Source organism: Pleomorphomonas sp. T1.2MG-36, from assembly GCF_950100655.1.
Lineage (GTDB): Bacteria > Pseudomonadota > Alphaproteobacteria > Rhizobiales > Pleomorphomonadaceae > Pleomorphomonas.
Window position 1 is genome coordinate 1000815 of record NZ_CATNLY010000001.1, and the last position, 24993, is coordinate 1025807.

20 protein-coding genes are annotated in these 24993 nt (G+C 67.2%); 9 read left to right on the top strand and 11 right to left on the bottom strand.

Annotated features, from left to right (window positions below; genetic code table 11):
• Positions 1–8: 8 nt before the first annotated feature.
• From QQZ18_RS04690 to QQZ18_RS04705, 4 genes are all read right to left on the bottom strand, one after another.
• Positions 9–1394, bottom strand: a complete 1386-nt coding sequence (locus tag QQZ18_RS04690; protein ID WP_284538377.1) for a flagellar hook protein FlgE — start codon at positions 1392–1394, stop codon at positions 9–11.
• A 206-nt stretch (positions 1395–1600) separates the two neighbouring features.
• Entirely contained in the window at positions 1601–2596 is a 996-nt protein-coding gene (locus QQZ18_RS04695; RefSeq protein WP_284538379.1) for a YcjF family protein, read from the bottom strand.
• Positions 2593–4008 (bottom strand): YcjX family protein, encoded by a 1416-nt coding sequence (locus tag QQZ18_RS04700; protein ID WP_284538850.1) that lies wholly within the window; start codon positions 4006–4008, stop codon positions 2593–2595. Before QQZ18_RS04700 ends, QQZ18_RS04695 begins: the two co-directional genes overlap by 4 nt.
• Before the next feature lie 122 nt (positions 4009–4130).
• The gene (locus QQZ18_RS04705; RefSeq protein WP_284538381.1) at positions 4131–4655 is read right to left on the bottom strand and encodes a SixA phosphatase family protein; all 525 of its coding nucleotides are present in this window, start codon (positions 4653–4655) and stop codon (positions 4131–4133) included.
• Positions 4656–4802: 147 nt separating this feature from the next.
• On the opposite strand from QQZ18_RS04705, the gene QQZ18_RS04710 reads away from it, so the two are divergent.
• The gene (locus tag QQZ18_RS04710) at positions 4803–6182 is read left to right on the top strand and encodes a glutamine synthetase family protein (RefSeq protein WP_284538382.1); all 1380 of its coding nucleotides are present in this window, start codon (positions 4803–4805) and stop codon (positions 6180–6182) included.
• Here the strand turns inward: QQZ18_RS04710 and QQZ18_RS04715 are convergent.
• The 3 genes from QQZ18_RS04715 to QQZ18_RS04725 all read right to left on the bottom strand — a co-directional run bounded on the left by QQZ18_RS04715 (position 6128) and on the right by QQZ18_RS04725 (position 8324).
• Positions 6128–7300, bottom strand: a complete 1173-nt coding sequence (locus QQZ18_RS04715; protein ID WP_284538384.1) for an acyltransferase family protein — start codon at positions 7298–7300, stop codon at positions 6128–6130. The two genes, QQZ18_RS04710 and QQZ18_RS04715, sit on opposite strands and share 55 nt — an antisense overlap.
• A gap of 135 nt (positions 7301–7435) precedes the next feature.
• A complete protein-coding gene (locus QQZ18_RS04720) occupies positions 7436–7756 on the bottom strand; it encodes a 2Fe-2S iron-sulfur cluster-binding protein (RefSeq protein ID WP_284538386.1) in 321 nt (106 codons plus the stop codon).
• 226 nt (positions 7757–7982) lie between these two features.
• Positions 7983–8324, bottom strand: coding sequence for an Hpt domain-containing protein (locus QQZ18_RS04725; protein ID WP_284538388.1), 342 nt, complete (start codon positions 8322–8324; stop codon positions 7983–7985).
• Positions 8325–8999: 675 nt separating this feature from the next.
• On the opposite strand from QQZ18_RS04725, the gene QQZ18_RS04730 reads away from it, so the two are divergent.
• The 7 genes from QQZ18_RS04730 to QQZ18_RS04760 all read left to right on the top strand — a co-directional run bounded on the left by QQZ18_RS04730 (position 9000) and on the right by QQZ18_RS04760 (position 19279).
• Entirely contained in the window at positions 9000–15107 is a 6108-nt protein-coding gene (locus QQZ18_RS04730) for an apolipoprotein A-IV repeat region-like domain-containing protein (protein WP_284538390.1), read from the top strand.
• A 174-nt stretch (positions 15108–15281) separates the two neighbouring features.
• A complete protein-coding gene (locus tag QQZ18_RS04735) occupies positions 15282–15596 on the top strand; it encodes a BufA1 family periplasmic bufferin-type metallophore (RefSeq protein WP_284538392.1) in 315 nt (104 codons plus the stop codon).
• A 72-nt stretch (positions 15597–15668) separates the two neighbouring features.
• A complete protein-coding gene (bufB, locus tag QQZ18_RS04740) occupies positions 15669–16592 on the top strand; it encodes an MNIO family bufferin maturase (RefSeq protein WP_446728596.1) in 924 nt (307 codons plus the stop codon).
• Complete coding sequence (locus QQZ18_RS04745) at positions 16579–17403, top strand: HvfC/BufC N-terminal domain-containing protein (RefSeq protein ID WP_284538394.1); 825 nt, start codon at positions 16579–16581, stop codon at positions 17401–17403. Before bufB ends, QQZ18_RS04745 begins: the two co-directional genes overlap by 14 nt.
• On the top strand, positions 17387–17908 hold the full coding sequence (locus tag QQZ18_RS04750; protein WP_284538396.1) for a DoxX family protein: 522 nt from the start codon (positions 17387–17389) through the stop codon (positions 17906–17908). Before QQZ18_RS04745 ends, QQZ18_RS04750 begins: the two co-directional genes overlap by 17 nt.
• Positions 17909–18090: 182 nt before the next feature.
• A complete protein-coding gene (locus QQZ18_RS04755; protein WP_284538398.1) occupies positions 18091–18657 on the top strand; it encodes a sigma-70 family RNA polymerase sigma factor in 567 nt (188 codons plus the stop codon).
• Entirely contained in the window at positions 18644–19279 is a 636-nt protein-coding gene (locus QQZ18_RS04760; RefSeq protein WP_284538400.1) for a DUF1109 domain-containing protein, read from the top strand. Before QQZ18_RS04755 ends, QQZ18_RS04760 begins: the two co-directional genes overlap by 14 nt.
• 18 nt (positions 19280–19297) lie before the next feature.
• Here the strand turns inward: QQZ18_RS04760 and QQZ18_RS04765 are convergent, their stop codons facing one another.
• From QQZ18_RS04765 to QQZ18_RS04780, 4 genes are all read right to left on the bottom strand, one after another.
• Positions 19298–19891 carry an ABC-type transport auxiliary lipoprotein family protein gene (locus tag QQZ18_RS04765; RefSeq protein ID WP_284538402.1) on the bottom strand — a complete coding sequence of 198 codons (594 nt, stop codon included), beginning with the start codon at positions 19889–19891 and terminating at the stop codon, positions 19298–19300.
• 135 nt (positions 19892–20026) lie between these two features.
• Positions 20027–21679, bottom strand: coding sequence for an MlaD family protein (locus QQZ18_RS04770; RefSeq protein ID WP_284538404.1), 1653 nt, complete (start codon positions 21677–21679; stop codon positions 20027–20029).
• An 8-nt stretch (positions 21680–21687) separates the two neighbouring features.
• Complete coding sequence (locus QQZ18_RS04775; protein WP_284538406.1) at positions 21688–22479, bottom strand: ABC transporter ATP-binding protein; 792 nt, start codon at positions 22477–22479, stop codon at positions 21688–21690.
• Positions 22480–22482: 3 nt separating this feature from the next.
• Positions 22483–23598 carry an ABC transporter permease gene (locus QQZ18_RS04780; RefSeq protein WP_284538408.1) on the bottom strand — a complete coding sequence of 372 codons (1116 nt, stop codon included), beginning with the start codon at positions 23596–23598 and terminating at the stop codon, positions 22483–22485.
• Positions 23599–24011: 413 nt separating this feature from the next.
• Here QQZ18_RS04780 and dgcA point away from each other — a divergent pair, with 413 nt between their 5' ends.
• Positions 24012–24992 (top strand): N-acetyl-D-Glu racemase DgcA, encoded by a 981-nt coding sequence (gene dgcA, locus QQZ18_RS04785; protein WP_284538410.1) that lies wholly within the window; start codon positions 24012–24014, stop codon positions 24990–24992.
• The last annotated feature ends 1 nt before the right edge of the window (position 24993 follow it).

Genomic DNA, 24993 nt, shown 5'->3' on the forward strand with positions numbered 1-24993 from the left:
CGAAGGCATCAGCGGATGATCTGCAAGATGCTCTGCATCATCTGGTCGGCGGTGGTGATGACCTTGGAGTTGGCCGAGAACGCCTGCTGGGTGACGATCAGCTTGGTGAACTCTTCGGAGATGTCGACGTTGGACGCCTCGAGAGCCGAGCTCGACAGCGCGCCATTGATGTCGATGGGGCCGCCGCTTCGAATGGTCTCGGTATAGGCGCTGCCGTCTTCGGCCTTCAGGTAGCTCGCGCCGTTGAAGGCGACGATCGGGATCGACCACTTCTTGACCGTCTGGCCGTTCGAGTAGTTGTAGCTCATGACGCCGCTGTTATCGTCGATCGACACGCCCTCGAACTCGCCGGTGGCGTAGCCGTCCTGCGTCAGCTGGTTGGTGGTCGCCTGCCCGTTCTTGTCGGCGTACTCGGTGGCGGCGAGGTCCATGGTGATGCCGGAGAAGTCCTTGCCCTCGATTTGGATCGTGCCGAGATTGATGGCCGACGTGTTGTCGATCTGCGCGCCCTTGTTGTCGAAGAAGAAGGCGCCGCCGGCGAGCACGCTGGGAAGCGCCGGGGCCACGTATTGCGTCGCCGACGTCTTGATCTGCTGCCAAGCAGGGTCGGTGGCAAGCGCGGGGTTTTCGGCGGTGCGGTAGAAGAGGCCCCACTCGCTACGGCCGTCGCTGGCTTCGGAGACCTTCACCCAGCGGAGCTGAACGATCGACGGCGTACCCTGCGCGTCGTAGATGGTCCTCGATCCGCCGGCGATCGAATTGTCCATGAAGGTGCTGACTTCGGACTTCGGCACGGTACCGCCGGCGATGTTCGCCACCGACGCGGCCGGATAGACCAAGGCCTTGGACGTCGTCGACGGCTCCGTCGGCAGGTTCAGCTTGTAGGTGATTTTCTCCGTCGCCTTGGCGCTCTGCGAGGTCTTGTCGATGGTGATGACCGTCTTGTCGCCGATCGGCTTGCCGGTCGTCTGGTCGATGGTCTGCCCCATCAGCGAGTAGCCGGAACCGTTGCGAAGATAGGTCGCCCCGTTGCGCGAGTCGTAATACTGCTCGAAATCGCCGGCGCGGGTGTAACGGGCGCCCAGGCTGCCATCGAGCGGATCGGCCGACACGCAGAAGAAACCGGTGCCGTTGATCGCCATGTGGGTGTCGACCTTGGACCCCTGGATGTCGCCGTCGAGCGTGATGGTGGAACGCGAAGTGGCGGTGACGCCGCCGGAGGTGACGCGGGCGGCGTTGGAGGTGTTGGAACGCACCAGGTCGCCGAAGCTTGTATCCTTGCGCTTGAAGCCGGTTGTCGAGGCGTTGGCGATATTGCCCGAGATGTTCTCGAGGGCGAAGGACTGCGCTCCGAGGCCACCGACGGCCGAGTTCATTGCGGTCAGGATACCCATGCTCGTTTTCCTTACGATCTGCAACGCGGTCGGCCGGACGAGTGGCCGCTACAGACCTAAGGGCAACGGGCGTGCCAAACGGGCTCCTCTAGTTTTCCGTTTGTTTTCAGGAAACAGGCGCTTGGGCTTGGTGAACGAGTGGTTAACGCGCCGGCAAGGTTCGGCGCACCGGGCAAATCCTGCCGGGCCGAACCTGTCACCCGGCATTATTTGGCACTCGGCCCACGGATACCGGCCATGATCTCGGAGATCTGGGGGCGCCGCCGTTCGAGGAACGGCAAGGGACGGCAGACGTCGATGGCGGCGACGCCGACGCGGGCGGTGAGCAGGCCGTTGATCACCCCTTCGCCGAGGCGCGCCGACAGCTTGGCGGCAAGGCCATGGCCGATCAGTTGCTGGGCGAGACCGTCGCCCACGGCGATCGAGCCGGTCACCGCGAGATGGGTGAGGACCAGCCGGGTCAGCCGCGCCAGCCCCATGAAGCCGGGCCGGCCGCCATAGAGCGCCGCGAGCCGGCGGATCAGGCCGAGCGTCGCTACCACCACGAAAATGACGTCGATGGCGGCGCGCGGCGATACCGCCGTCACCACCGACACGCGGGCGGCGGCGTCCGACACCAGCCGACGAGCCGCCGCGTCCAGCGGGGCGAGAAGGTCGGCCTCGGCCAGCACGAGCCGGTCGCGGCCGTCGATGACGTCCTCGACACGCGCCTCGGTGGCCCGGCGGCCGGGCGCCAGATCGGGCCGATCGGCGTAGAGCGCCATCAGTTCGCCCACCACCGCCTCGGCCTCCGGACGATCGTCACGGACGGCGGCGAGGTCGGCGCGCGTCCGCATGCGATCGATGCGCCTCAGCCAGATCAGGCCCGAGATCTCGCGGGTGGCGATGGCGACCACGGCGAGACCGGCAAGCACGATCAGGCCGATCGCCAGCCAGCCGAGCCAGTCTTCACGGGCGAACAGGTCGCGGACCAGTTGGTCGAGCCAGAGACCGATGGCCAGCGACAGGATGCCGGCCACGGCGCAGAAAAACAGCCGCGACCAGGCAAAGCGCCGACGGACAGGCGGCAGCGGAACGGGCAGATCCTCGGTCTCCGCCATTTCCTCGACGATGACGGCGGCATCCGACGGCGGAACCTCGCCGGGACGGACATGGCTGACGTCGTCAGCCCCGAGATCGAAGGCGGTGGGACGGCGCGTCATGCCAGGCGGTCTCCGATCAGGAAATCGAGGGCGCGGTCGAGGCGGATATGCGGCAGCGACAGGCTGACGCCCTCTGCCGTCACCTCCACCGGCGGCGGCCGGAAGCGCAGGAAGCGCAGCGCGTCGAAGGCCGGCTCGTCGGGCTCCGGCGCATGGAACAGCGCCTGCGGGTTCTCCGGAAGATCGCCGGGGAACAGGGCAATTTCTTCCTTGCCGTCGTAAAGATGGTCGTCGAGAAGCTCGCCCTCCTGCGGCACACCGAGAATGCAGGGCAGGCTCTCGCCGTTGCGCCGCACCGTCGCCTCGCGCGTCGCCCGCACGGCGGCGAGCGCCTTCACATCCACCTCGGCGCCAGAAAACGATGCGCGGGCGATTGCCCGGTCGGTCAGGCGGCGGAGGATCAGCTCCAGGCGGTCGTGGCTGGCGTGGTGAAGATGGTCGGCCTTGGTGGCGGCGAACAGGATGCGGTCGATGCGGCGCGTCAGCACCTGTCCCAGCCAGGACGAGTGTCCGGGACGAAAGCAGGCCAGGATCTCACCGAGCGCCACTTCGAGGTCGATCAGCGCCTCGCGCCCGCCGTTCAGCGCCGCCAGCACGTCGACCAGCACCACCTGCCGGTCGAGACGGGCGAAATGCGTGCGGAAGAACGGCCGGACGACCACGTCCTTGTAGGCTTCGAAGCGGCTTTCCATCAGCGCCCAGAGGCTGTCGCGCGGCGCCTCGCCGGTCTCCGGAAGGTCGAGAGGTGCGAAGGTCAGCGCCGGCGAGCCGGCCAGATCGCCCGGCATCAGGAAGCGGCCCGGCGGCACCATGGATAGCGACAGGCTGCCGCCGCGCGCCGCGCCGAGATAGGCCGAGAACAGCTCGTGCAGGCGCCCGGCGACCTCGTCGTCGGCCGGTCCCATGGGGTCGATGCCCGAGGTATGGGTGAGCCAGTCGGCAGCGATGGCGTTGCGGCGCGGCTCGCGCGCCCGCTCCAGCGTCTCGGAGCAGAAGGCCCGGTAGGTCTTGGAGAGCAGCGGCAGGTCCAGGAGCCATTCGCCGGGATAGTCGACGATGTCGAGATCGAGCTTGCCGCGCCCCAGCGACCGTCCGAGGAAAGTGGCACTCTCGTAGGCGATGGTCAACCGCAGCTCGGAAATCTGGCGCGTCGAGTCCGGCCAGACCCGCGCATCGGTCAGCTTGCGCACATGGCCGCGGTAATCGAAGGTCGGAACGTCGGGATGGAGCTGCGGCCGGATGTCGGAGCCGAGAAGACGCCCCGCCCGCCACGGCTCGAACATCGGCAGCCGGCCACCGTGGATCAGGTTGTGGATCAGCGCCGTGATGAACACGGTTTTGCCGGCGCGTGAAAGTCCGGTGACGCCGAGCCTCAGCGACGGCGAGCCGAGGCTCCAGGCGAAATCGGCCATGTTGTCGAGCGCGATGCGCGCTTCGTCGGAAAGCGTGGTGAAGCTCACGACTTCGTCGAACCTCGTCCGGCGCGAAAGGCGCCGCGCCTCTATGTAGGCACGGGCCGCACCAGAACAATGGCTTAGTCGCCGTCAGGACCACCAAGATCGGCCGGCGTGACAAAGGAGACCAGCCGCCCGTCCCCCGCAGCAAGATCGGCCCAGGCGCCGGAGAACTCGATCACGGCGAGCGAGGCGGTCGGAAACCGCGCCGAGAGGCCTGCCAGCAAGGCGGGATCGCCCTCCCCCGGCAGCGTCTCAGCCAGCCTGTGGATCGAGGGATTGTGGCCCACCACCAGAAGCCGCTCGGCCGCATCGGCGTGGGCAGCGATCGCCTTGAGCATGGCGCCGAGCGAGGCCTCGTAGAGGTCGCGGACATAGGTGGCAGCGAGGCCCGGCAGGAACGGCCTCACCCCGTCGAGCGTCTCGCGCGTCCGTGCCGAAGGCGAGCAGAGCACGAGGTCGGGCAAGTATCCCTGGTCGGCCATGTGGCGACCGACCGCCGTCGCCGCCGCCCTGCCCCGTGCGGCGAGCGGCCGGTCGAAGTCCTTCTGGCCGGGCACGGACGGCGGCGACTTGGCGTGTCGGAGAAGAAAAAGGCGTGGCATTGGCGGCCTCCGGGACTCCCATCTCGCCGGACTTGGCGTAATGTCCAATCATTCTAACCTGATTCCGGGCTGCCGACGCGGCCTCGACGATCCGCTGCCCCATGGGGCCTGCGAATCCGGTCGGTCCGGGTCGTCGAGGATTGCTTCATGCCCACCTCTTCAGACGTTGCGCCGCGATTTTCCAACCAGGCCGACGCCATCCACTGGCTCCGAGACCGTCGCATCACCGAGGTCGAGTGCATCATCCCGGACATGAACGGCATCATGCGCGGCAAGATCGTGCCGCGTGAGGATTTCATCCGCATCATCGACGCCGGCGTGCGCCTGCCGGAGTTCGTGTTCTTCCAGGCGGTGACCGGCGACAGCGCCGTCGAAAGCAAGATCGTCAACCCGCTCGACCGGGACGTCCGCTGCATTCCCGACCTTGCCACCCTGCGCCTCGTGCCCTGGTATGACGAGCCGACCGCCCAGGTGATCTGCGACTGTTACTTCGCCGACGGGCGCCTCGTCGACTTCGCGCCGCGCTCGGTGCTGCGCCACGTCACCGAACTCTATGCCGCCCATGGCATCCGCCCGGTGGTGGCGCCGGAGGTCGAGTTCTACCTGACCGGCCAGAACGACGACCCAGACCTGCCGCTCGAAGTGCCGATCGGCCTTTCCGGCCGCAAGGAGAGCGGCAGCCAAGCCTATGGCATCGAGCACGCCAACGACTACGACCACGTCGTCAACCAGATGTACGATTATTGCGAGGCCTCGCGCATCGAGATCGCCACCATGGCGCACGAGGCCGGGCCGGCCCAGCTCGAAATGAACTTCCGCCACGGCGATCCGATCGAGCTCGCCGACCAGACTTTCCTGTTCAAGCGAACCGCCCGTCTCGCCGCCCGCAAGTTCGGCATGGTCGCCACCTTCATGGCCATGCCGCACCAGGAGATGCCGGGCTCGGCCACCCACATCCACCAGTCGGTGGTGCGCGTCGGCGATGGCGGCAACATCTTCGCCAACCCCGACGGCACGGACACCGAGAAGCTGGGCCACTATATCGGCGGCCTGCAGCGCTACGTGCCGAAGTCCATGAGCCTGTTCTGCCCCAACGTGAACAGCTACCGCCGCATTCGCCTGGAAAGCGACGCGCCGATCAACGTCCACTGGGGCCGCGACAACCGGACATGCGGCCTGCGCGTGCCGGACTCCGGGCCGGAATCCCGCCGCGTCGAGAACCGGGTGATCGGCGCCGACAGCAACCCCTACATCGCCATGGCGACGACGCTGGCCTGCGGCCTGATCGGCCTTGAGGACAAGCTGGAGCCTGATGAGGCGGTGACCGTCGACGCCAAGACGCTGGGTGTGACGCTACCCATCCACCTGTCGGACGCGCTCATCGAACTCGGCGAGTGCGAGCGGCTGAAGGCCGTGCTGGGCTCCCGTTTCGTCGAGGCCTATATCGACGTCAAGCAGCTCGAGCTCAGGCTTTACAACCGGGTCATTTCGAGCTGGGAGCGCGAGTACTTGCTGCTCAACGTCTGAGACCCGCCGATGCGCTTGGCGATCCTTGCCGCCAGGCGCTGGCCGGGCAGCTCGATGAACCGCCACGTCACCGCCGACAGCGCTAGCACCCAGGCGATGTAGATCGCCCCGACCGCCGCCTCGCGCAACGCCACGGAGTCTGGCAGGAACTGGCTGACCGTCTGCGACAGGCGCGGCACGACATAGGCGACGAGGAACAGGTGGGTCAGGTAGATCGAGTAGGACAGACGCCCGAGCCATTGCATCGGCGTGGTCGACATCAGGCGCGACAGCGGGCCGCGATCGCTGGCATGGGCGAACACCAGGGCAAAGAACACCAGCGGCGCGGCATAGTGCGCGGCCGGTAGCGAGGCTGCGACCCACAGCAAAGCGATGGCGGCCAGCACCGTCGGGATTTCGGCCTTCCCGCCGGCAAGGGTAGAGAGCGTTCCCCGCCGGTGCAGCCATTCGGCGACGACGCCGGTGAAGAAGCCGAGAAGGCAGCGGACGATGCCGAACACGTCGGTGCTGAGCATGCCGCGTCCGGTGACGTCGACGAAGAGGACCAGCCAGGCGACGACCGCGATGGCCCCGGCGACGAGCACTCGTCGGCCCGGACGCCCGGCGGTGCGGATGGCTACCAGCGCGAAAACGGCATAGGCCCAGACTTCGGCCGAAATGCTCCAGCTCGGGAAGTTCCAGGTCAGTTCGGGACCCAGGCGGGCCGTCTGCAGGAACAGGGCGATCGGCAGGATATCGTAGGGATTTCGGGGGCCGGTGAAGGCGGCATGCTCCGAGGAGAAGCCGGTTTCGCGCTGGAGCGCCAGCTTCGCCAGCTCGACGACGATGAACAGCGCCAGCATGAAGACATGCAGCGGCCACAGTCGGCCGAGGCGCCGCACCACGAACACCGCGACCCGCTGACCGTCGATGAGATCGTCGGCATAGACGCGGGCCATGACGAAGCCGGAGAGAACGAAGAAGAAGTCGACCGCCAGAATCCAGGAGTCGAGCGAGGGCGCCGACGTCAGGAAACCGTTGAGCTGCAGATGGATGAAACAGACGGCGAGCGCGCCGATTCCTCTCCAGCCGTCGAGTGCCTTCATGCGCATGGCGACGCTCCAGTTCGCTGCCGGCATGCCGGAACCGGTCCGGCCACGCTGCGGCGACAACCCGACGGGCAAAGTCCGTGGGGGAACTCATCTTTAATGCCGGCGGCCGGCTGGAAGCAATCTAAACTAGGAATTAAGGATAACGGCGCGCCTCGGCGCCATTCAGGCCTGCCGCGCCGGGATATGTACCACCAGTCCGTCGAGATCGTCCCTCACCTTGATCTGGCAGGACAGGCGCGACGTCGGCCTGGGGTCGGCGGCAAAGTCCAGCATGTCTTCCTCCATCGGCTCGGGTTCGCCGGTGGCGGCCACCCAGGCCTCGTCGACATAAACATGGCAGGTGGCGCAGGAGCAGGCGCCGCCGCACTCTGCCTCGATGCCGGGAACGAGATTCTTGACGGCATTTTCCATCACCGTGGTGCCGACCTCGGCCTCCACTTCGTAGCGGCTGCCGTCATGGGAGATGTAGCTGATCTTGGGCATGGAAACCTGTTGCTGCGGGGCGCGGCCCTTCCGGCCAATGGCCCGACTTCGCCGCCCCGCCCCCCGGCGACAGCGGGTGCGAAAGGCAAAGACCGGAAACCATCGGCAAGTTACTGTTTCACCGTCGTATTCGAACTCGATACCCGATCGGTGGCCAGGGCCCGCCCGTGGTCGGATCTCACGTTCGCTCCATTGGTATCTGCACATATAGCAGCGTCGGCCGCCGTCAACCCCTGCCGCCGAGACGCATCTCGATAAAGGCGGTGGCGGCGGCAACCGCCTCCCTCAGCCGGGCCAGATCGGAACCGCCGTCGGTGCCGCGCAACAGGGCGGCCTCAAGCGCCGACGCCGCCTCGGCCACCGCCCTCGCCCCGATGCCGCGCGCCGAGCCGAGCAGAAGATGCGCGACCCGAGCGTCGGGTTCCGCCGAAAGCCGGTCCAGGCAGTCGCGACTTTGCTTGAGGAAGAGACGCAGCACTTCGGCTTCGAGATCGGCGTTGCCGAAGGTCTGTTCGGCAAGGTGCCGCAGGTCGATGGGAGAGCCGGCCGTCCGCTCGTCGTCGTTCATCGCTGTCGCCTCATTGCCGTCAAAGAGGGCCGTCCGCGCCTCCGCACGGGTACCGGGCGGGACGCGAAGTTGCCCCGCCTGCTCCGAGGAGCGGCCGGAATTCTGAAGATATGGTTAATTCGTCCGATGCAATCCACGCCTGTTGCCGCCGTGAAGCATGGTCGCTTGCCCGAGAGGTCCGGAGCCGACCCCCGCCCGAGGGATGGCCGAGATCGCGACAGCGGGCGACAGGGTCGGTAACCATATGTTTTAAGCCAATATTCAACTCGATAGCCTAGCGTCTTGACTGTGTCTGCCCGGCATCTTCGCCACTTCGGACGCCGGCATGCGAACCAACGGCGAGGGATCGTCGGCTTCTTGAACATCCGCCCTCGGGTTCGGAAATAACAACCGGAAGATGAATAACAATGTTCGACGCCTATTAGCGGCTTGTTAACAATACCGGCCGCCAGGGGAGCTTTCCTTGTCCGGAAGGGCCTGTTGTGCCATTACGTTTAATAGGCATTCCTCGGCCGGCGTAGCCATTGCTGTCTGTTCTGCAGGCACATGGCGGTCGGGAAAGCCCGAGTTCATGTGTCTCGCCTAGGCCAGGCGAGGGCATGGTTCGACCGGGACGGCAACCGGGAGTGCGCTTCCGATACCGTCCGGCTTCAAGTATGCGGACATGAGGGTATCATGGTAAAAAGCACCAAGGCATCGAACCCGGCGGATGATGCCGCACTCTCCGCCGTCGAGGAGGCCCTGAAGATCGACTTCGGCGTCTCGGCCGATGCACAAAGATCGCCAGACCAGGATACCTTCCCCGACAGCTCTGATGCCGCCCAGCGGCAGGCGCTTGCCGATCCGGCCGATGCGCCGCGCACCTCTGCGCGCCCCGGCCGCGCCCCGGCCAATGACGACCGCCGGTCTGTTTCGACGCTGCTCTACCAGATGCAGCGCCGGCCGTCGGCTGCCCCCTTCTGGATCGCTCTCCTCGCCTCGGTCATCTGGGTGGCCGGCGGCTTCTACGTCGCACGCGCCGCCTTTGGCGACTTCACGATCCTGGCCGATCCCACAGCCCTGTTCGCCCGCCCCGACGGCTTCGCCCTCATCGGCGGCATCGTCGCGCCGGTGGTGCTGTTCTTCGCCATCGCCACCATGATCTGGCGCGCTCAGGATCTCCGTCTCGCAGCCCGTTCGCTCACCGAAGTCGCCATCAAGCTCGCCGAGCCCGAGCTGTCGGCCAAGGAGAATGTCGTCACCGTTGGTCAGGCCATCCGCCGCGAGGTCGCCGCCATGGGCGACGGCATCGAGCGCGCCCTCGCCCGCGCCAGCGAGCTTGAGGTGCTGGTCCACAACGAGGTCTCCTCGCTCGAACGCTCCTACGCCGAGAACGAACTGCGCATCCGCAGCCTCGTCGAGGAACTCGTCAACCAGCGCGAAAGCGTCATCGCCAATGCCGAGAAGGCGCGCGTTGCCATTTCCGGCGCCCACCAGAATCTCTCCGAGGAGCTGCGCACCGCCGGCGATCTCCTCACCAACCGCATCGACGAGACCGGCCGCAACGTCACGCGCACCTTCGGCTCCAAGGCCGAAGAGCTGGCCCTGGCCTTCGAGGCCGCCGGCAACTCCGTCACCGAGACCGTGGCCAAGCGCGGCGCCGACTTCCTGTCGACGCTGGGCTCCGAGCGCGAGAGCCTGATCGGCGGCCTTGCCGAGACCGGCACCGCCATCAACGAGGCGATCGCCACCCGCAGCGAGGCGCTGACGCGCACCATCACCGAGGAAGGTGGCCGCCTTACCTCCGCCATCGGCAAGGAAACCGAACAGCTCGGCAGCGAGCTCGCCAAGCGCTCCGACGAACTCGTCTCGACCATCGCCACCCGCGCCGCCGATCTGTCGTCCGCCCTCAGCGACGGCACCGGCGAGCTGGCCTTCACGCTGGCCTCGCGCACCGAGGAGCTGGTTTCGACCCTGGCCGCCCGGTCCGAGGAGCTGTCGTCGACGCTCACCGACCGTACCGCCGACATCGCCTTTACGCTGTCTGCCCGGACCGAGGAAATCGTCTCCTCCATCGCCGCCCGCTCCGACGAACTGTCGTCGACGCTGTCGGTCCGCACCTTCGAGCTCGGCAAGACCCTCGGCGAGAAGGCCGAGGAGATCGGCGCCACGCTGGAAAGCCGCACCGCCGAGTTCTCCACCGCGCTCTCCGAAAAGAGCGAGGCCCTGGAGAGCACGCTCGCCCTGCGTTCCGCCCAGCTCGCCAGCACCATCGAGGCGCGCACCAGCGAACTCAGCGCCGAGCTGACCGACAAGACCCAGTTGATCGACCAGACGATCTCCGGCCGCACCAACGAGCTGGCCGAGACGCTGGCGACGCGCGCCGAACTGTTCGGCGCCACGCTGGCCGAGCAGTCGGCCAACTTCGACCGCACCATCGGCCACCGCGTCAACGAACTCGTTTCGACCGTCGCCACCTCGACGTCGGTCATGGAAACGCAGCTCCTCACCCGCACCGACAATCTCGACAGGGTGCTGACCGAACGGTCGCAGGAGATCGCCTCCACCCTGGAGAGCCGCACCGGTTCGCTTGAGACGCTGCTGCGCGACCGCAGCGACGCCATCATCTTCTCGATCGACACCACCGTCGCCGCCCTCGAGGAAAACCTCACGCTGCGCACTCGCGAGATCGACGAGACGCTGGCCCGCTCCGGCCAGACCTTCGCCGAGGACATCTCCCAGCGCGCCTTCGCCGTCAGCGAGCAGGTTGCCCGCACCACGGACGAAGCCTCCAAGGCGATGGCCGAGAAGATCAGCACCATCAACGAGACGCTGCGCTCCACTTCCGAGGGCGTGCTGCTCGACCTGTCGATCCGTGGCGGCGAGATCACCGACCGCCTCGACCAGACCGGCAACCTGATCACCACGACGATCACCGAGCGCGGCACCGACCTCGTCAACAAGCTGGCGACCACCGGTGAGGCCGTCCACACGGCGATCAACGTCAACGGTTACGACCTTGCCGACCGCATCGCCGCGTCCGGCCAGGAAGTCGCCCGCATGATGGACGACCGCACCACGTCGATCCGCGGCATCATCGACGGCGCCACGCTGTCGGTGGAGACGCTGCTCGCCGACAGCGGCAGCCTGTTCTCCGAGCGCCTGTCGACCATCGGCGCCGAGATCGCCCGTGCCGTCAACGCCCGTGGCGAGCGCGTCGCCGAGACCATCCTTGCCGCCGGCAGCCAGATCGCCAACCTGCTGGACGACCGTTCGGACAGCATGTCGGTGAGCTTCGCCGAGCGCATCCGCGTGCTCGACGAGATCATCAACGGCCGCGCCGCCGAGCTGGTGGAAAGCCTCGTCAGCCGCACGTCGATGCTCGACGGCTCGCTTGAAGAGCAGATCGCCCGCATCGAAGCGGCGCTCGCCGAGCGTACCCTCACCATCCAGAACGCCCTCGCCGAGGGCACCAATGCCCTTGAGACGACGCTCAGCGGCCGCTCCGGCGCCATCACCAGCCTCATCGACGAGCGCGTCGAACGGCTGGGTTCCGAGTTCGACAAGCGCTCCGGCTCCCTCGTCGAGACGCTCGATGGCCGTACCCAGGCGGTGCTCTCGTCGCTGGAAGGTCGCGCCGGCAGCTTCGGCGCCGCGCTGGAAGTCCAGCTGTCCGCCTTCGACGGCAGCGTCGGCAAGCGCCTTGAGGATGCCACCCGCACCTTCGCCGACAAGGCGGACTCGCTGACCGGCACCCTCGACAACCGCATCGAGCTGATCGACCACGCCCTCGACGGTCGTGCCCGCCAGATCACCGAAACGCTGATGGCCCGCACCCGCGATCTGGCCCAGGCCTTCTCGGCCGGCCAGTCGGAAATGGTCGACGCCATCGAAGGCCGCCTCGACGCCGTCGGTCGCTCGCTGCAGCGCAAGACCGAGGAGTTCACCGAGACGCTGGCCGACAAGGTGGCCGAGATCAACGTGTCGCTCGGCTCCAAGGTGTTCGAGGTTGCCGAGACGCTCGACAGCCGCGCCAACTCGCTGGAAGTGTCGCTCACCCAGCGCCTCGCCTCCATCGTCGACATGCTCGGCAGCCAGACCGAGACGGCTCGCGAGGAACTGGCCCGCGCCCTCATCAATGCCGCCTCCGTGCTGCAGAAGGAAAGCGCCCGTGCCCGTGAGGACCTCACCGGGTCCGTGGAAGCGGCCACCGACAAGCTGCGCGTCGAGGCCGACCGGGCCAAGGCCATCGTCACCGAGGCCATGGACGCCATCGCCCACGAGATGGAAAGCGGCTCCGTTCGGGCTCGCGACGTTGTTGCCGGCGTGCTGGAAGGCATGTCCGAGCGCCTTGCCGGCGAGAGCGAGCAGGTCCGCAGCGTCGTGGTCACCGCCATCGACGGCGCCGCGATGCGCCTTGCCGCCGAGGGCGAGAACACCTCGCTCGCCGTCAGCCAGTCGCTGGCCGGCGCCGAGGATCGGCTCGCCAGCCTGCGCGACGAAACGCACGGCACCCTCAACGAGCTCATCACCACCCTGTCCGACGTGCTCTCCAACGAGAGCCAGAAGGCGCGCGAGAACGTCTACGAGGCGATCACCGCCGTCGAAGGCCGCCTCGTCGGCGAGAGCGAGCGCGTCCGCGACACCATCATCGGCTCGGTCGACGACGTCACCGGCCGCATGGCGGCGGAAAGCGAGAAGGCGCGTGCCGGCCTGATCGGCGCCATCGACGAGGTCACCGACCGTCTGTCGGAAGAGACCGCCCGTGCCCGCTCCAACCTCATCGGCTCGGCCGAAGCGGTCACCGGCCGCATCGCCGGCGAGACCGAACGGTCGAGCGAGATCCTGGCAGCGGCCATCGCCGCCGCCACCGAGCGCCTCACCGACGCGACGCGCGATCTCGAAACGGTGCTCAATGCCCGCACCGAGGCCGCCGCCGACGCCATGGACAGCCGCGCCGAGAAGGTGGTCGACGTCGTGACCCGCCGCATGGCCGAGCTGGCCGATCTGGTGGACGGCCGCGGCGGCGACCTTGCCAACGCCTTCCTCTCCGGAACCCGCGCCCTCGACGAGGCCGTCGGCAGCCGTGGCGAGGAAGTTGCCAGCATGGTCCGCAACGCGGCGGGCGACGTTCTGGCGGCGCTGGCCAAGGGTGGCGAGGGCGTCAGCCGTGCCATCACCCAGCGCGGCAACGACGCGGCGGATGCGCTGAAGCAGGCGACGCTGTCGCTGATGGCCACCTTCGACGACCAGGGCCGCGACGTCCTGCAGTCGCTCGACGACACCACGACGCGCGTCAAGACCGACGTCATCGCCGTGCTGGAACAGGTGGACGGCGCCAACCGGAGCCTCCGCAGCCTCGTCGATCAGGCGGCGGGCAACCTGTCGCGCATCGAGCGCGGCCTGGAACAGCAGACCGGCGACCTTCGCCTGGCTCTCGACCGCGTCGTCGCCGACACCACGGCCTCCAGCACCACCGTCGCCGAAACGACCGAGGTGCTGCGCGAAGTGTCGCGCACGGTGCTGGCCGATATCGGCACCATCGCCTCCTCGCTCTCCGAGCAGACCGGCGACCTGCAGTCGTCGGCCCGCGCGCTGTCGTCGGTCGGCGGTACGCTCCAGGGCGTCATCGGCGATCGCCTCTCGGCACTCGACGGCGTGGTCTCCACGCTGCAGGAGCGGACCGAGACGATGTCCGAAAGCCTGCAGTCCATCGCCGGCCAGATCCAGGACACGCTGTCCAACGCCGAGCGCCGCGCCCGCGACGTCGGCTACCAGCTGGCCCGCAATGCCGAGACGGCCATGAACGGCGTCACCCAGCAGCTCGAGCAGTTGTCGGTCAACGCCGAAGAGGAAGGCCGCAAGACGCAGGTCACCATCGAGCGGGTGCGCGGCGAGCTGATCTCCGAGATCAACACGTCCATCGGCTCGGCGGTCGACCGCTTCGCCGGCGCCACCGAGGAAATGCGCAAGGCCACCCGCGCCGTCGGCCGGGAGCTGGAACAGATCCGCGAGGATCTGAGCCGCGGCGTCCTCGACCTGCCGGAGGAGACCAGCCAGCACACCGCCGCCATGCGCCGCGTCGTCAGCGAGCAGATCCGCGCCCTGAACGAACTCTCCGAGATCGTTTCGCGCCAGCTGCCCGGTGAGGCCGCAGCCGACATGCCGGTTCGTGCCCAGGCATCGGCTCAGGCGTCGTCGCACCGCAGCCTGCCGGCTCAGAAGCCGTCGCAGCCCAGCCAGCAGCCGTCCGAGCCGCGTGCCTTCAGCCGCCAGCCGGCCAACCAGCCTCCCCGCCCGGCCGTCGCCGAGCGGCGCCAGGAGCCGACGCGGCAGCCCGCCGCCGAGGACCGTGGCGAGCGGTCCAGCGGCTGGATTTCCGACCTGCTGCGTCGCGTCAACGACGAGGAGACCCCCTCGCCTCGCCTGCCGTCGTCCGATCGTGGCAGCAAGAGCGGCAACCCGCTCGATGGCCTGGGCTCGCTGAGCTCGGACATCGCCCGGTCGATCGATCCCGACTCCTATGCGGATCTTTGGGACCGTTACCGGCGCGGCGACAGCAACGTGTTCACGCGTCGCGTCTACACGCTGCAGGGCCAGCAGACCTTCGACGAGGTTCGCCGCCGCTACGGCCGCGAGGCCGACTTCCGCGAGGCGGTCGACCGCTACATCGACCACTTCAGCGCGCTCTACGAGGAAGCCGTCCAGAAGGACCCGAACGGCCGCCTCGCCGAGAACTACCTGAACTCCGATACCGGCAAGGTCTACACGCTCCTGGCCCACGCCAGCGGCAAGCTCGCCTGAGCCTGAGGACAGAGCAACATGCGAAAGGGCGCCACGCGGCGCCCTTTTCCATTTCCGGCCGGCCCAACGATCGATCACGCGTTCGTGATCGCGTCCTCTGTAACAAAACGCCCTCCGCCTCCGAGTACCGGATGTGCCCCGACAATGGCGCACGTCGAACTACGGAGAACACGGATGCTGAAGGCTTCGATCACCACGACCCTTCTTGCCGGCGCGATCACCTCGGCCCTCGCCACCCTGGCGAGCGCAAGTCCCCTGACCCAGGCCGAGGCCGACGCTGCGACCGCCGCCCACAAGGAGAAGTGCTACGGCGTGGCGCTCAAGGGCCAGAATGACTGCGCCGCCGGTCCGGGAACCACCTGCCAGGGAACGTCGATGATGGACTTCCAGGGCAACGCCTGGAAGTTCGTGCAGGGCGGCACCTGCGCCTCGCTGGAGCTGCCGGGCGGCCGCCACGGCTCGCTCATGCCGCTCGACCGCGACATCTAGCCTCCGCAGACACGACAAGGCGGCGGCATTTGCCCGCCGCCCGGCACGAGATTCCGGAAAGCGGAGATGGCAATGGCCACGATCGAAAGGATGACCGGCTCTTCCACAAAGGCTGATGCCCCGCTCCGCTTTCCGGCATTTTCTCCGGCCGGACAGGCAGGAACGAGCTTCAAGCCGGAACACCTCCCGGTCATCATCGCGGAGACCGCCTCCCAAGGCTTCTTCGAAGTGCATGCCGAGAACTACATGGGTAGCGGCGGGCCTCCGCATCGGGCGCTCGAAAGGGTACGACGGGATCATCCCCTCTCGCTGCACGGCGTCTGCATGTCGCTCGGCGGGCCGCAGCCGCTCGACAGGGAGCACCTCGCCCGCTTCCGGCGCCTCGTCGACCGATACGAGCCGGCGCTGGTCTCCGAGCATCTGGCCTGGTCTACCCACCTCGGCACCTATCTGAACGACCTGCTGCCGCTGCCCTACACAAGCGCGACGCTGTCCCGCGTCTGCGACCATGTCGATGAAATGCAGACCGCGATCGGCCGTACGATCCTCTTGGAGAACCCTTCGACCTACGTGCTGTTCGCGGCCTCCTCGATGAGCGAAACCGAGTTCATCCGGGAGATCTCGCGGCGAACCGGCTGCGGTCTGCTCCTCGACATCAACAACGTCTTCGTCTCGGCCACCAACCACGGCTTTTCGGCACTCAACTACCTCGGCGACTTCCCGCTGTCGCAGGTCGGCGAAATCCATCTGGCCGGTCATGCCGAGCAGGAAGACGACGAGGGCGACCTGCTGCTGATCGACAGCCACGACGGACCGGTCGCCGACGCCGTCTGGCGCCTCTACGAGCTCGTGATTGCCCGCCGGGGTCCAATCCCCACGCTGATCGAGTGGGACAGCCAGATTCCCGCGTGGCCCGTACTGCGCGCCGAGGCGAGTGCCGCGCAAGCCATCCTTGATCGCCATGCCCAAGGAGAGCCGTCCCATGCGTTCGGCTGACATCCTCCCACTCCAGCCCAACGGGCCCGACTTCGGGATCGACTACGCCGGGCCGTTCTCGGCCGCGCTGCTTGCCCCCGGCAGGTCTGTTCCCACACTGGTAACGGGACCACGCGGCAAACGAGCCGAGGCGCGCTACAACGTCTATCGCAACAACGTCACCGTCAGCCTGATCGACGCCCTGGCCTCGATCTTTCCGGCGGTCGAGCGCATCACGGGGTCGGATTTCTTCCGCGCCATGGCCCGCTTCCATGTGCGGGAGACACCTCCCGCCTCACCGCTGCTGTTCGAATACGGGCGAGCCTTTCCGGATTTCATCGACTGCTACGACCATGCGGCGGACATGCCCTGGCTTTCGGACGTGGCGCGGATCGAGCGTTTGTGGCTCGACAGCTATCACGCCGCCGACGCCCCCACCCTCAAGGCCGAGACGCTGTCGAACGTGCCGCCCGAGAAGCTGGACGGGCTGGTCTTCACCCCGCATCCGGCGACGCGGCTGATCTCCTCGGTCCATCCGGCCGTCACCATCTTCGCGGCAAATCGGAGCGCCGGCCCCGTCTGTCGTGTGGAGGATCGGCCCGAGGGCGGGTTGATCACGCGGCTCGACGACGAGGTGACCATTCGTCTCCTCCCCTCCGGCAATCTCGCGTTCCTCAACGCGCTGCTGGGTGGAGAGAGCCTGGCAGCCGCCGCCGACGCGGCCCTCGCAGCCGACCCCGCCTTCGATCTGTCCGGCGCCATCTGCGAGATGATCGCCGCCGGCGCCTTCTCCCGCGCCGAGACGGAGGTCTCCGATGTCGAGCCTGCCTGAATCAATGCCGCGCCAAGACGCCCGTTTTTCCTTCGCGACGCTCGTGGCATCGGCCGATGGTGTCGTCGGCAGGATGGCGCAGCCGGATATCGTGCCGGCCATCCTCCGCCTCGCTCTCGCCGTGCCCTTCTGGCGGTCCGGCATTCTGAAATGGGAGGGCTTCCTGCAACTGAACGAAACGGCGGTCTATCTGTTCGGCCAGGAGTTCATGTTGCACCTGCCGGGAGGTCCCTACCCCTTCCCGGCGCCGGAAGCGATGGCGTTCCTGTCCGGCGGCGGCGAGGTCGTCCTTCCGGTGCTGCTCGTTCTTGGGCTGGGCACTCGCTTCGCCGCTCTCGGCCTCATGTTGATGACGGCCGTCATCCAGGCCACGGTTCCCGATGGCTGGCCGATCCATCTCACCTGGGCTGCGATGGCGCTTGCCCTCATGCGCCACGGACCCGGACGCCTCTCGCTCGACAGGGCGATCGCGAGGATCGCCCGCCTGAGCGCTCGTCGATCGTGACCGGAGCCGACCCCGTCTTGCCGCTTTCTCCCTCCGGCTCGACAGGGCAAGGACAACGCCCCGGTTCCCTTGCCTTTTGCCCGCCGATGCGTTCATCTGGCCCCGGTATCTCCGTGTCGGTCCAAAGGCGGCCAGAAGACGTCGACAAAGACGATACCGGTCCGCGCGGGGGAACATGGCGGATGAACCATTCGGCCCGGGAAGAGGAATGGGCGGCCTGGATGAGTGCGGCGATGGCCGGCGACACGCTGGCCTATCACCGCTTCCTGAAGGCCGTGACGCCCTATCTCCGGTCGGTCGCCCGACGCCGATGCGATCAGTACGGCGCCCCGCCGAGCGAGGTTGAAGACGTGGTGCAGGAGGTCCTGCTGGCCGTTCACCTGAAGCGCGGAACCTGGGACGTCTCACGCCCCGTCGGTCCATGGTTGTCGTCCATCGTGCGCAACAAGCTGATCGACAGCCTGCGTCGGCGCGGCCGCCACGTCAGCATTCCGATCGATGACGTGATGGAAACCCTTGAATCCATACCCCAGGCAGAAGCGACCGAGCAGATCGATGTCGATCGCCTGGTCGACGGCCTGCGGAACCCACAGCGCGAGATCGTGCGATCCATCTCGCTCGGCGGTGCCGGCATTCGCGAAACGGCCGAGCGACTGCAAATGACGGAAGGCGCCGTACGGGTGGCACTGCATCGGGCGTTGAAAGGGCTGGCCGCCCTCTATCGGAGCGACGGACGTGCAAACGGATGACCTGATCGAACTGCTGGCGAAGGATGCGAAGGTACGCGTCCGCTTCGCACACGTGTTCCTGATCGCGCTGGCGATCGGCTTGGCGGTCTCCACCGGCTTGCTGCTATCGACCTATGGCGTTCGGGACAACATGGCCGACGCCATCGGGACGCCGCGCGTCCAGTTCAAGCTCGGCCTCACCCTGCTGCTGGCGCTCACCTCGACGCGCCTGGCCTTCCTGATCGGCAAGCCGGGGATCTCCCTGCGCTCGGCGGGCCTTTCGCTTCTCTGGCCGCTCCTGCTCCTGCTGGGCGGCATCGCGACCGAGCTGATCGTCCTGCCGCAAGGCGCCTGGGAGCCGAGCCTGAAAGGGCAGCACTGGAGTTTCTGCCTCGTCTTCGTGCCCACCCTTGCAGCGGCACCCCTCGCCGCCCTGCTCTACTCCGTCCGCCAGGGCGCTCCGGAAAACCCTGGGCTGGCCGGCGCGTTGGCGGGCCTTTCGGCCGGCGGCATCGCGGCCGCCATCTATGCCTGGCACTGCCCCGACGACAGCCCGCTGTTCGTGGCGACCTGGTACACCATCGCCATATCCATGGTGACGGCGACGGGCTTCCTGCTCGGCCGACGCGTTTTGCGCTGGTGAAGAGACAGAAGAACCGGACTACAGCGCCGACGCCGTCCAGACCACCACGTCGGCCACAGCCGCGGAAGTGGCCTGATCGATCGCCGCGATGGCGTCCTTCGGGCGGTCGGAGGACGCGGGACGGGTGACGTCGAAGACGCGGTTCGCCCGCACCTTGCCGGTCCGCTCGTCCAGCAGCTTGACGCCCAGGGTGACGCGCGCCATCGGCGAGCCGGTGACGTCCAGCTCGAAGGCGCGAATGTCGACGATCACCTGATCGTCGATGGCCAGGCTCTCGCCCGGCTTGCCGACCGCCTTGATCCGGCCGGAGTTCTCGAAGGCCCGGACCATGATCGTCTGAACCAGCGGCGGCAGCTCGTCCGACCAGGACACGCCCGGCAGGTACGAGATCGATCCGCCATGGGAACGCACGGCAATTTGCTCCGAGGCGAGCGCATCGCTGGCGCTCGGCAGCGGCACGAGAAGCTGGGCCGAAGACCGCTTGGTCGCGCCGTCGAAGGCCGTGGGCGCGGCAAGATCATAGATGTCGTCGGGCTTGGGCGTGCTTGCCAGGCCAAGCGTCGAACAGCCGGCGAGCGCGAACGCCAGGCAGAGCGCCGCGGCGGAAACCATTCGCCGTCCCGGATGAGCTGAAACCAACATAGCCTCCTAGAGCATCTGCCCGATACGCTACGGCCTTTTCGGAGAAGCCATAAGCGTGAGAAACAACGCGCAAGAGCGAAAGCCGTTGCGAACCAAGATCCTTTTCTACCGGCGCGGTGCGTACTGGGGCACGCCCGGCCCGCCGAAGATGAACTGCTGCGGATTCTTTTCGACGCCTTGCAGCACCCGGTCAAGCCTCGCCAGCGCCTGTCGTCCCTGATCGGCCAGCGCCACCACGCTGTCGAGCCCTCGGCTGGAGAACCTCGACACATTGGCGGTGATCGGCCCCACCTGCTCATTCAGCTTGTCGGCAATTTCGCGGATCGACTTCGCCGCCGCCGTCGCCTCGGCGACCAGCCCTTGCCCGTCGCCGGTGACGTAGCCGTCCACCTTCTGGAGAACGCCGTCGGCGCGCGCGGCGATGCCGTTCAGTTGCTCGGCAAGCGTGCGTGTATCACGGACGATGCGATCGACGTCGGGCGTGCGGGCATCGATGGTATTGCCGAGATTGGCAAGGCTGGCCGACGCGCGGTTGACATCGGCCATGATGGCATCGAGCTGCGGCTTGTAGCCCTTGAGCATGGCGGCGAAGTCGCTGACGTCGGTCACCGTCGAGCGCACCTTCGCCGGATCGACCGCCTCGACGACGCCTCGTGCCGCGCCCAGCGTCTGGCGCGCGTCGTCGACCACCATGCCGAGCGAGCCGGACGCCGCCGCGATGTTCTGCGACGCCGTGTCGACCGCCGACACCACCGAGCGCACCTTCTCGGTATCGACCGCCGCCAGCAGTTCGTCGGCCCGCGCGGCGGTGGCGCGCAACTCGTCGGACGTGGCGGTGATGCTTGCCACCAGACGGTCGACCTCCTGCGGATCGACCGCCGTCAGGATGGCCTTGGCCTGGGCCACCGTCTCGTCGAGCGTCTTTGCGGCGTCGGCGATGTTGTTGACCACGCTGTTGACGGCCGCCGGATCGATGCCGTCGGCGATGACCTTGGCGCGCTCCAGAACGGCGGTCAGCCGTTCGGACGAATCGGTAAGCCGTTCGGTAATCTCCGTCACCCGGGTGGGGTCGACGGCGTTGAGGATACGCGTCACCTGCGCCGCCGCGCCCTTGAGGTCGCGCGAGATGTCGCCGATGGAGTCGGCCGCCGACGAGATCGACCCCATCGCCTTGGAAATGTTGTCGGAATTGTCGGCGAGCGCCGCCGAGAACTTCTCGACGTTGTTGACGGTACGATTGAAGGCGGGGCCGTTCTCGGTCACGAAATCGTCGATCGCCGCCATGGCGCTGTCGGCGCGCGTCAGCACGTTGCGGGCACTTTCGAGAATGTCCTGGAACGGCGAAATCTCGCCCAGCATGGTCGGCATGCCGTCGGGCGCCACATCGAACACCCCTGGCGCGTTGCGCGAGCCGCCCTCCAGCTGAAGCGTCGCCGCGCCGGTCAGCCCCTGGTAGGACAGCATGGCGCGGGTATCGGTCTTGAGCGGCACCTCGCGGTTCACGCGGATGATGGCGATGACGGTGCGTGGGTCCTTCTCGTCGAGCCTGAGCTCCCTCACCTCACCGATCTTGATGCCGTTGAACAGCACCCCCGACCCGGTCGAGAGCCCCGTCACCGCCCCGGAAAACACCACGCGGATCTCGGCTTGCCGCTGGCTCTCGCCGGCATTGCTGAGCCAGCCGAGGAACGCGAGGGCGAGCGTCAGCATGACCAGGACGAAGCCGCCGATCACCGCATAGTTGGCCCGAGATTCCATGGCGTTTCCTATCCGAAGGTAAAGTGCTCGGCGCGCGGACCGTTGAAGTAGGCGCGCACCCATGGGTGGTCGAAGGATTTCAGCTCGGCGAATGTCCCGTCGACGAGAACGCGACGGTTGCCCAGGACGGCGATACGGTCGGTGATGGTGACGAGACTGTCGAGGTCGTGCGTGACCATGAACACCGTCAGGCCGAGTGTGTCACGCAGTTTGAGGATCAACTGGTCGAACTCGGCCGCGCCGATCGGATCGAGTCCGGCCGTCGGCTCGTCGAGGAAGACGATGTCGGGGTCGAGCGCCAGCGCCCGCGCCAAGGCGGCGCGCTTGATCATGCCGCCCGACAGTTCCGCCGGGTACTTGGCGCAGGCATCGGCCGGCAGACCTGCCAACTCGATCTTCAGCCGCGCCAGCTCGTCGGCCAGCGTGTCGGGCAGCCGCATGTGCTCGCGAAGCGGCACCGCCACGTTCTGCAACACGGTGAGCGAGGAAAACAAGGCGCCCTGCTGGAACAGCACACCCCAGCGCCGGCCGATATCCTGCCGCGCCTGGCCTGACATGCCGTCGAAATCCTTGCCGAATACCTCGATGGTGCCGGCCGAGCGCCGGTTGAGGCCGATGATCGTTCTGAGCAGCACCGACTTGCCGGTGCCCGAACCGCCGACGACACCCAGGACCTCGCCGCGCCAGACATCGATATCGAGGCCGTCGAGCACCGGTTCGCCGGAGAAACCAACCACGAGACCTCGGGCGCTGATCACCGCCTCCCGCTCTCCATCCTGTCGCTCCGCCACGCCGTTCATTCGTCAGATTCCGATCATCGCGAAGATCATGGCGAAAACGCCGTCGGTGACCACCACCATGAAGATGGCTTTCACCACCGCCGCCGTGGTGTGCTCGCCAAGCGACTCGGCCGAGCCCTTTACCTTCATGCCCTCGACGGCGGCGATCAGGCCGATGATGCCGGCCATGAACGGCGCCTTGGTGAGACCGATCAGCACGTGGGTCACCGTCAGAGCAGCCTTGAGGCGCTCGAGAAACACATCGGTGGGGATGCCGATGTAGAACAGGCCGACCACCCAGGCGCCGGCCAGCGACGCGAGGTCGGAAACCAGGGTCAGAATCGGCAGCGCGATGACCAGCGCCAGGAGACGGGGCAGCACCAGCACTTCCACCGGCGACAGGCCAAGCACCTTCAGCGCATCGACCTCCTCGCGCATCTTCATCGAGCCGATCTCGGCGGTGTAGGCCGCGCCCGAGCGGCCGGCGATCATGATGGCGGTCAGGAGGACGCCGATCTCGCGGCAGGTGAGCACGCCGACGAGATCGACCACAAGGAGATCGGCGCCGTAGGTGGACAGGTAGAAGCCACCTTGCTGCGCGATGATCATGCCGATCAGAAAGCTCATCAGCGCGATGATCGGCACCGCCTGGATCGAGGCGCGGCTGATGTTGTTGAACAGGGCCGCCCAGCGCATGCGCCGCCTGAAGAGCAGCACATCGAGGAAGGCGACCGACGTCTCGCCCAGCGTGGCGAGAAGCAGATAGGCGTCGTCGACGATCCCCGCCGCGCCGCGGCCGACTTCCTCCAGCGTCCAGGTGATCGGGTTGGCGCGCGGCGGCGGCGGCAACTGCTCGCGGCCGAGCGGGTCGATCTCGGCGATCAGCGCCGCCGCCGACCTGGAAAAGTCCTTGAACTCGGACGAGCCGCCGGCCTCTTCCTGCTGGCGCATCAGGCCGACGAGCACCCAGGCGCCGGCGGTGTCGAACCGACCGAGATCGCTGCCGTCGAACACCAGATGCCGGCCGGGCGCCACCTTGTCGGCGATGGAAGGCAGCAGCTTGCCGACGGTTTCCACCGTCCAGTCGCCAGCGATGCCAAGCACCGTCACGTCGTCCCGCGCCCCATCTGCCGACCGCACGCCATCACTCCTTGAGCACTCCCGCCGCGCCTGAAGCGCTGCGCCCGAGCATCCCGCCGATCCAGTGACTCGGTAACCACGACGAATACAGGAATGCACGATACATCAGCGGCGACCGCCGACGCCAGCCTCGAACGCGCTACGCTTCGTTGCCGGAGCACAACGTCGGCCGGCTAGACCAAAGATAAGGGTTTCGACCTAGCGCTCCCCCTTTAAGGATTCCCATTTCGCCTTGATATCTTTACTCTGGGGCGTAATCGGCCGACGAGGCCGAGCGTCCGTGGAGCAACTGATGGACAAAGTTGAGCGAAACGGACAGTTGTTCGGTCCCCATGGTGGGACGCTTTCCGGCGTTGTACCGGCGGCATCCGTCGAAGCCGTCCGACCCGCCCGGAAATCAATGTGAGGTCGCCTTGCGTAAGCTCAGCATAGCCGTCGAGAGGTTTCCCATCGCCGGCACCTTCACCATCTCCCGCGGCTCCAAGACGGAGGCGGTCGTCGTGGAGGCCACCATCAGCGATGGCGCCGTGTCGGGACGAGGCGAAGGCGTTCCCTATGCGCACTACGGCGAAACCGTCGAAAGCGTCATGTCGCAAATCGAGAGCGTCCGCGACTTCATCGAGAAGGGGGGCGACCGCTTCGCCCTGCGCGAGACCATGGCGCCCGGCGCGGCGCGCAATGCCCTCGACTGTGCGCTGATCGATCTTGAGGCCAAGGCAACCCACCGCGGCGTCGCTCACCTCCTGGGCCTGCCGCCGCTCGAACCGGTCAACACGGCCTTCACCATTTCGCTCGACAGCGTCGAGGCCATGGCCGCCGCCGCCAAATCGGCCAACGATCGGCCGACGCTGAAGGTGAAGCTCGGCGGCGATGGCGGCCGCGAGCGCCTCGTCGCCATTCGCCGGGCCGCCCCCCGCAGCCGCATCATCGTCGATGCCAACGAGGGCTGGACGCCGGAAATCTTCCCCGAAATGATGGAAGCCTGCATCGAACTCGGCGTCGCCATGATCGAGCAGCCGCTGCCGGCCGGCGCCGACGACTATCTCGACGAGGCCAAGCGGCCGGTGCCGGTCTGTGCCGACGAGAGCGCCCACACCACCGCCGACATCAAGCGGCTGGTCGGCCGCTACGACGCCGTCAACGTCAAGCTCGACAAGACCGGCGGCCTCACCGAGGCGCTGGACATGATCGCCTCCGCCGAGGAGGAAGGGTTGATCGTCATGGTCGGCTGCATGGTATCGAGCTCGCTCGCCATGGCGCCGGCCTTCGTCGCCGCCCAGCGCGCCCAGTATGCCGACATCGATGGCCCGCTTCTGCTCGCCCGCGATCGCCTGCCCGGCCTGATGTTCTCCGGGTCCATCGTCCATCCGCCCTACCCAGACCTCTGGGGCTGAG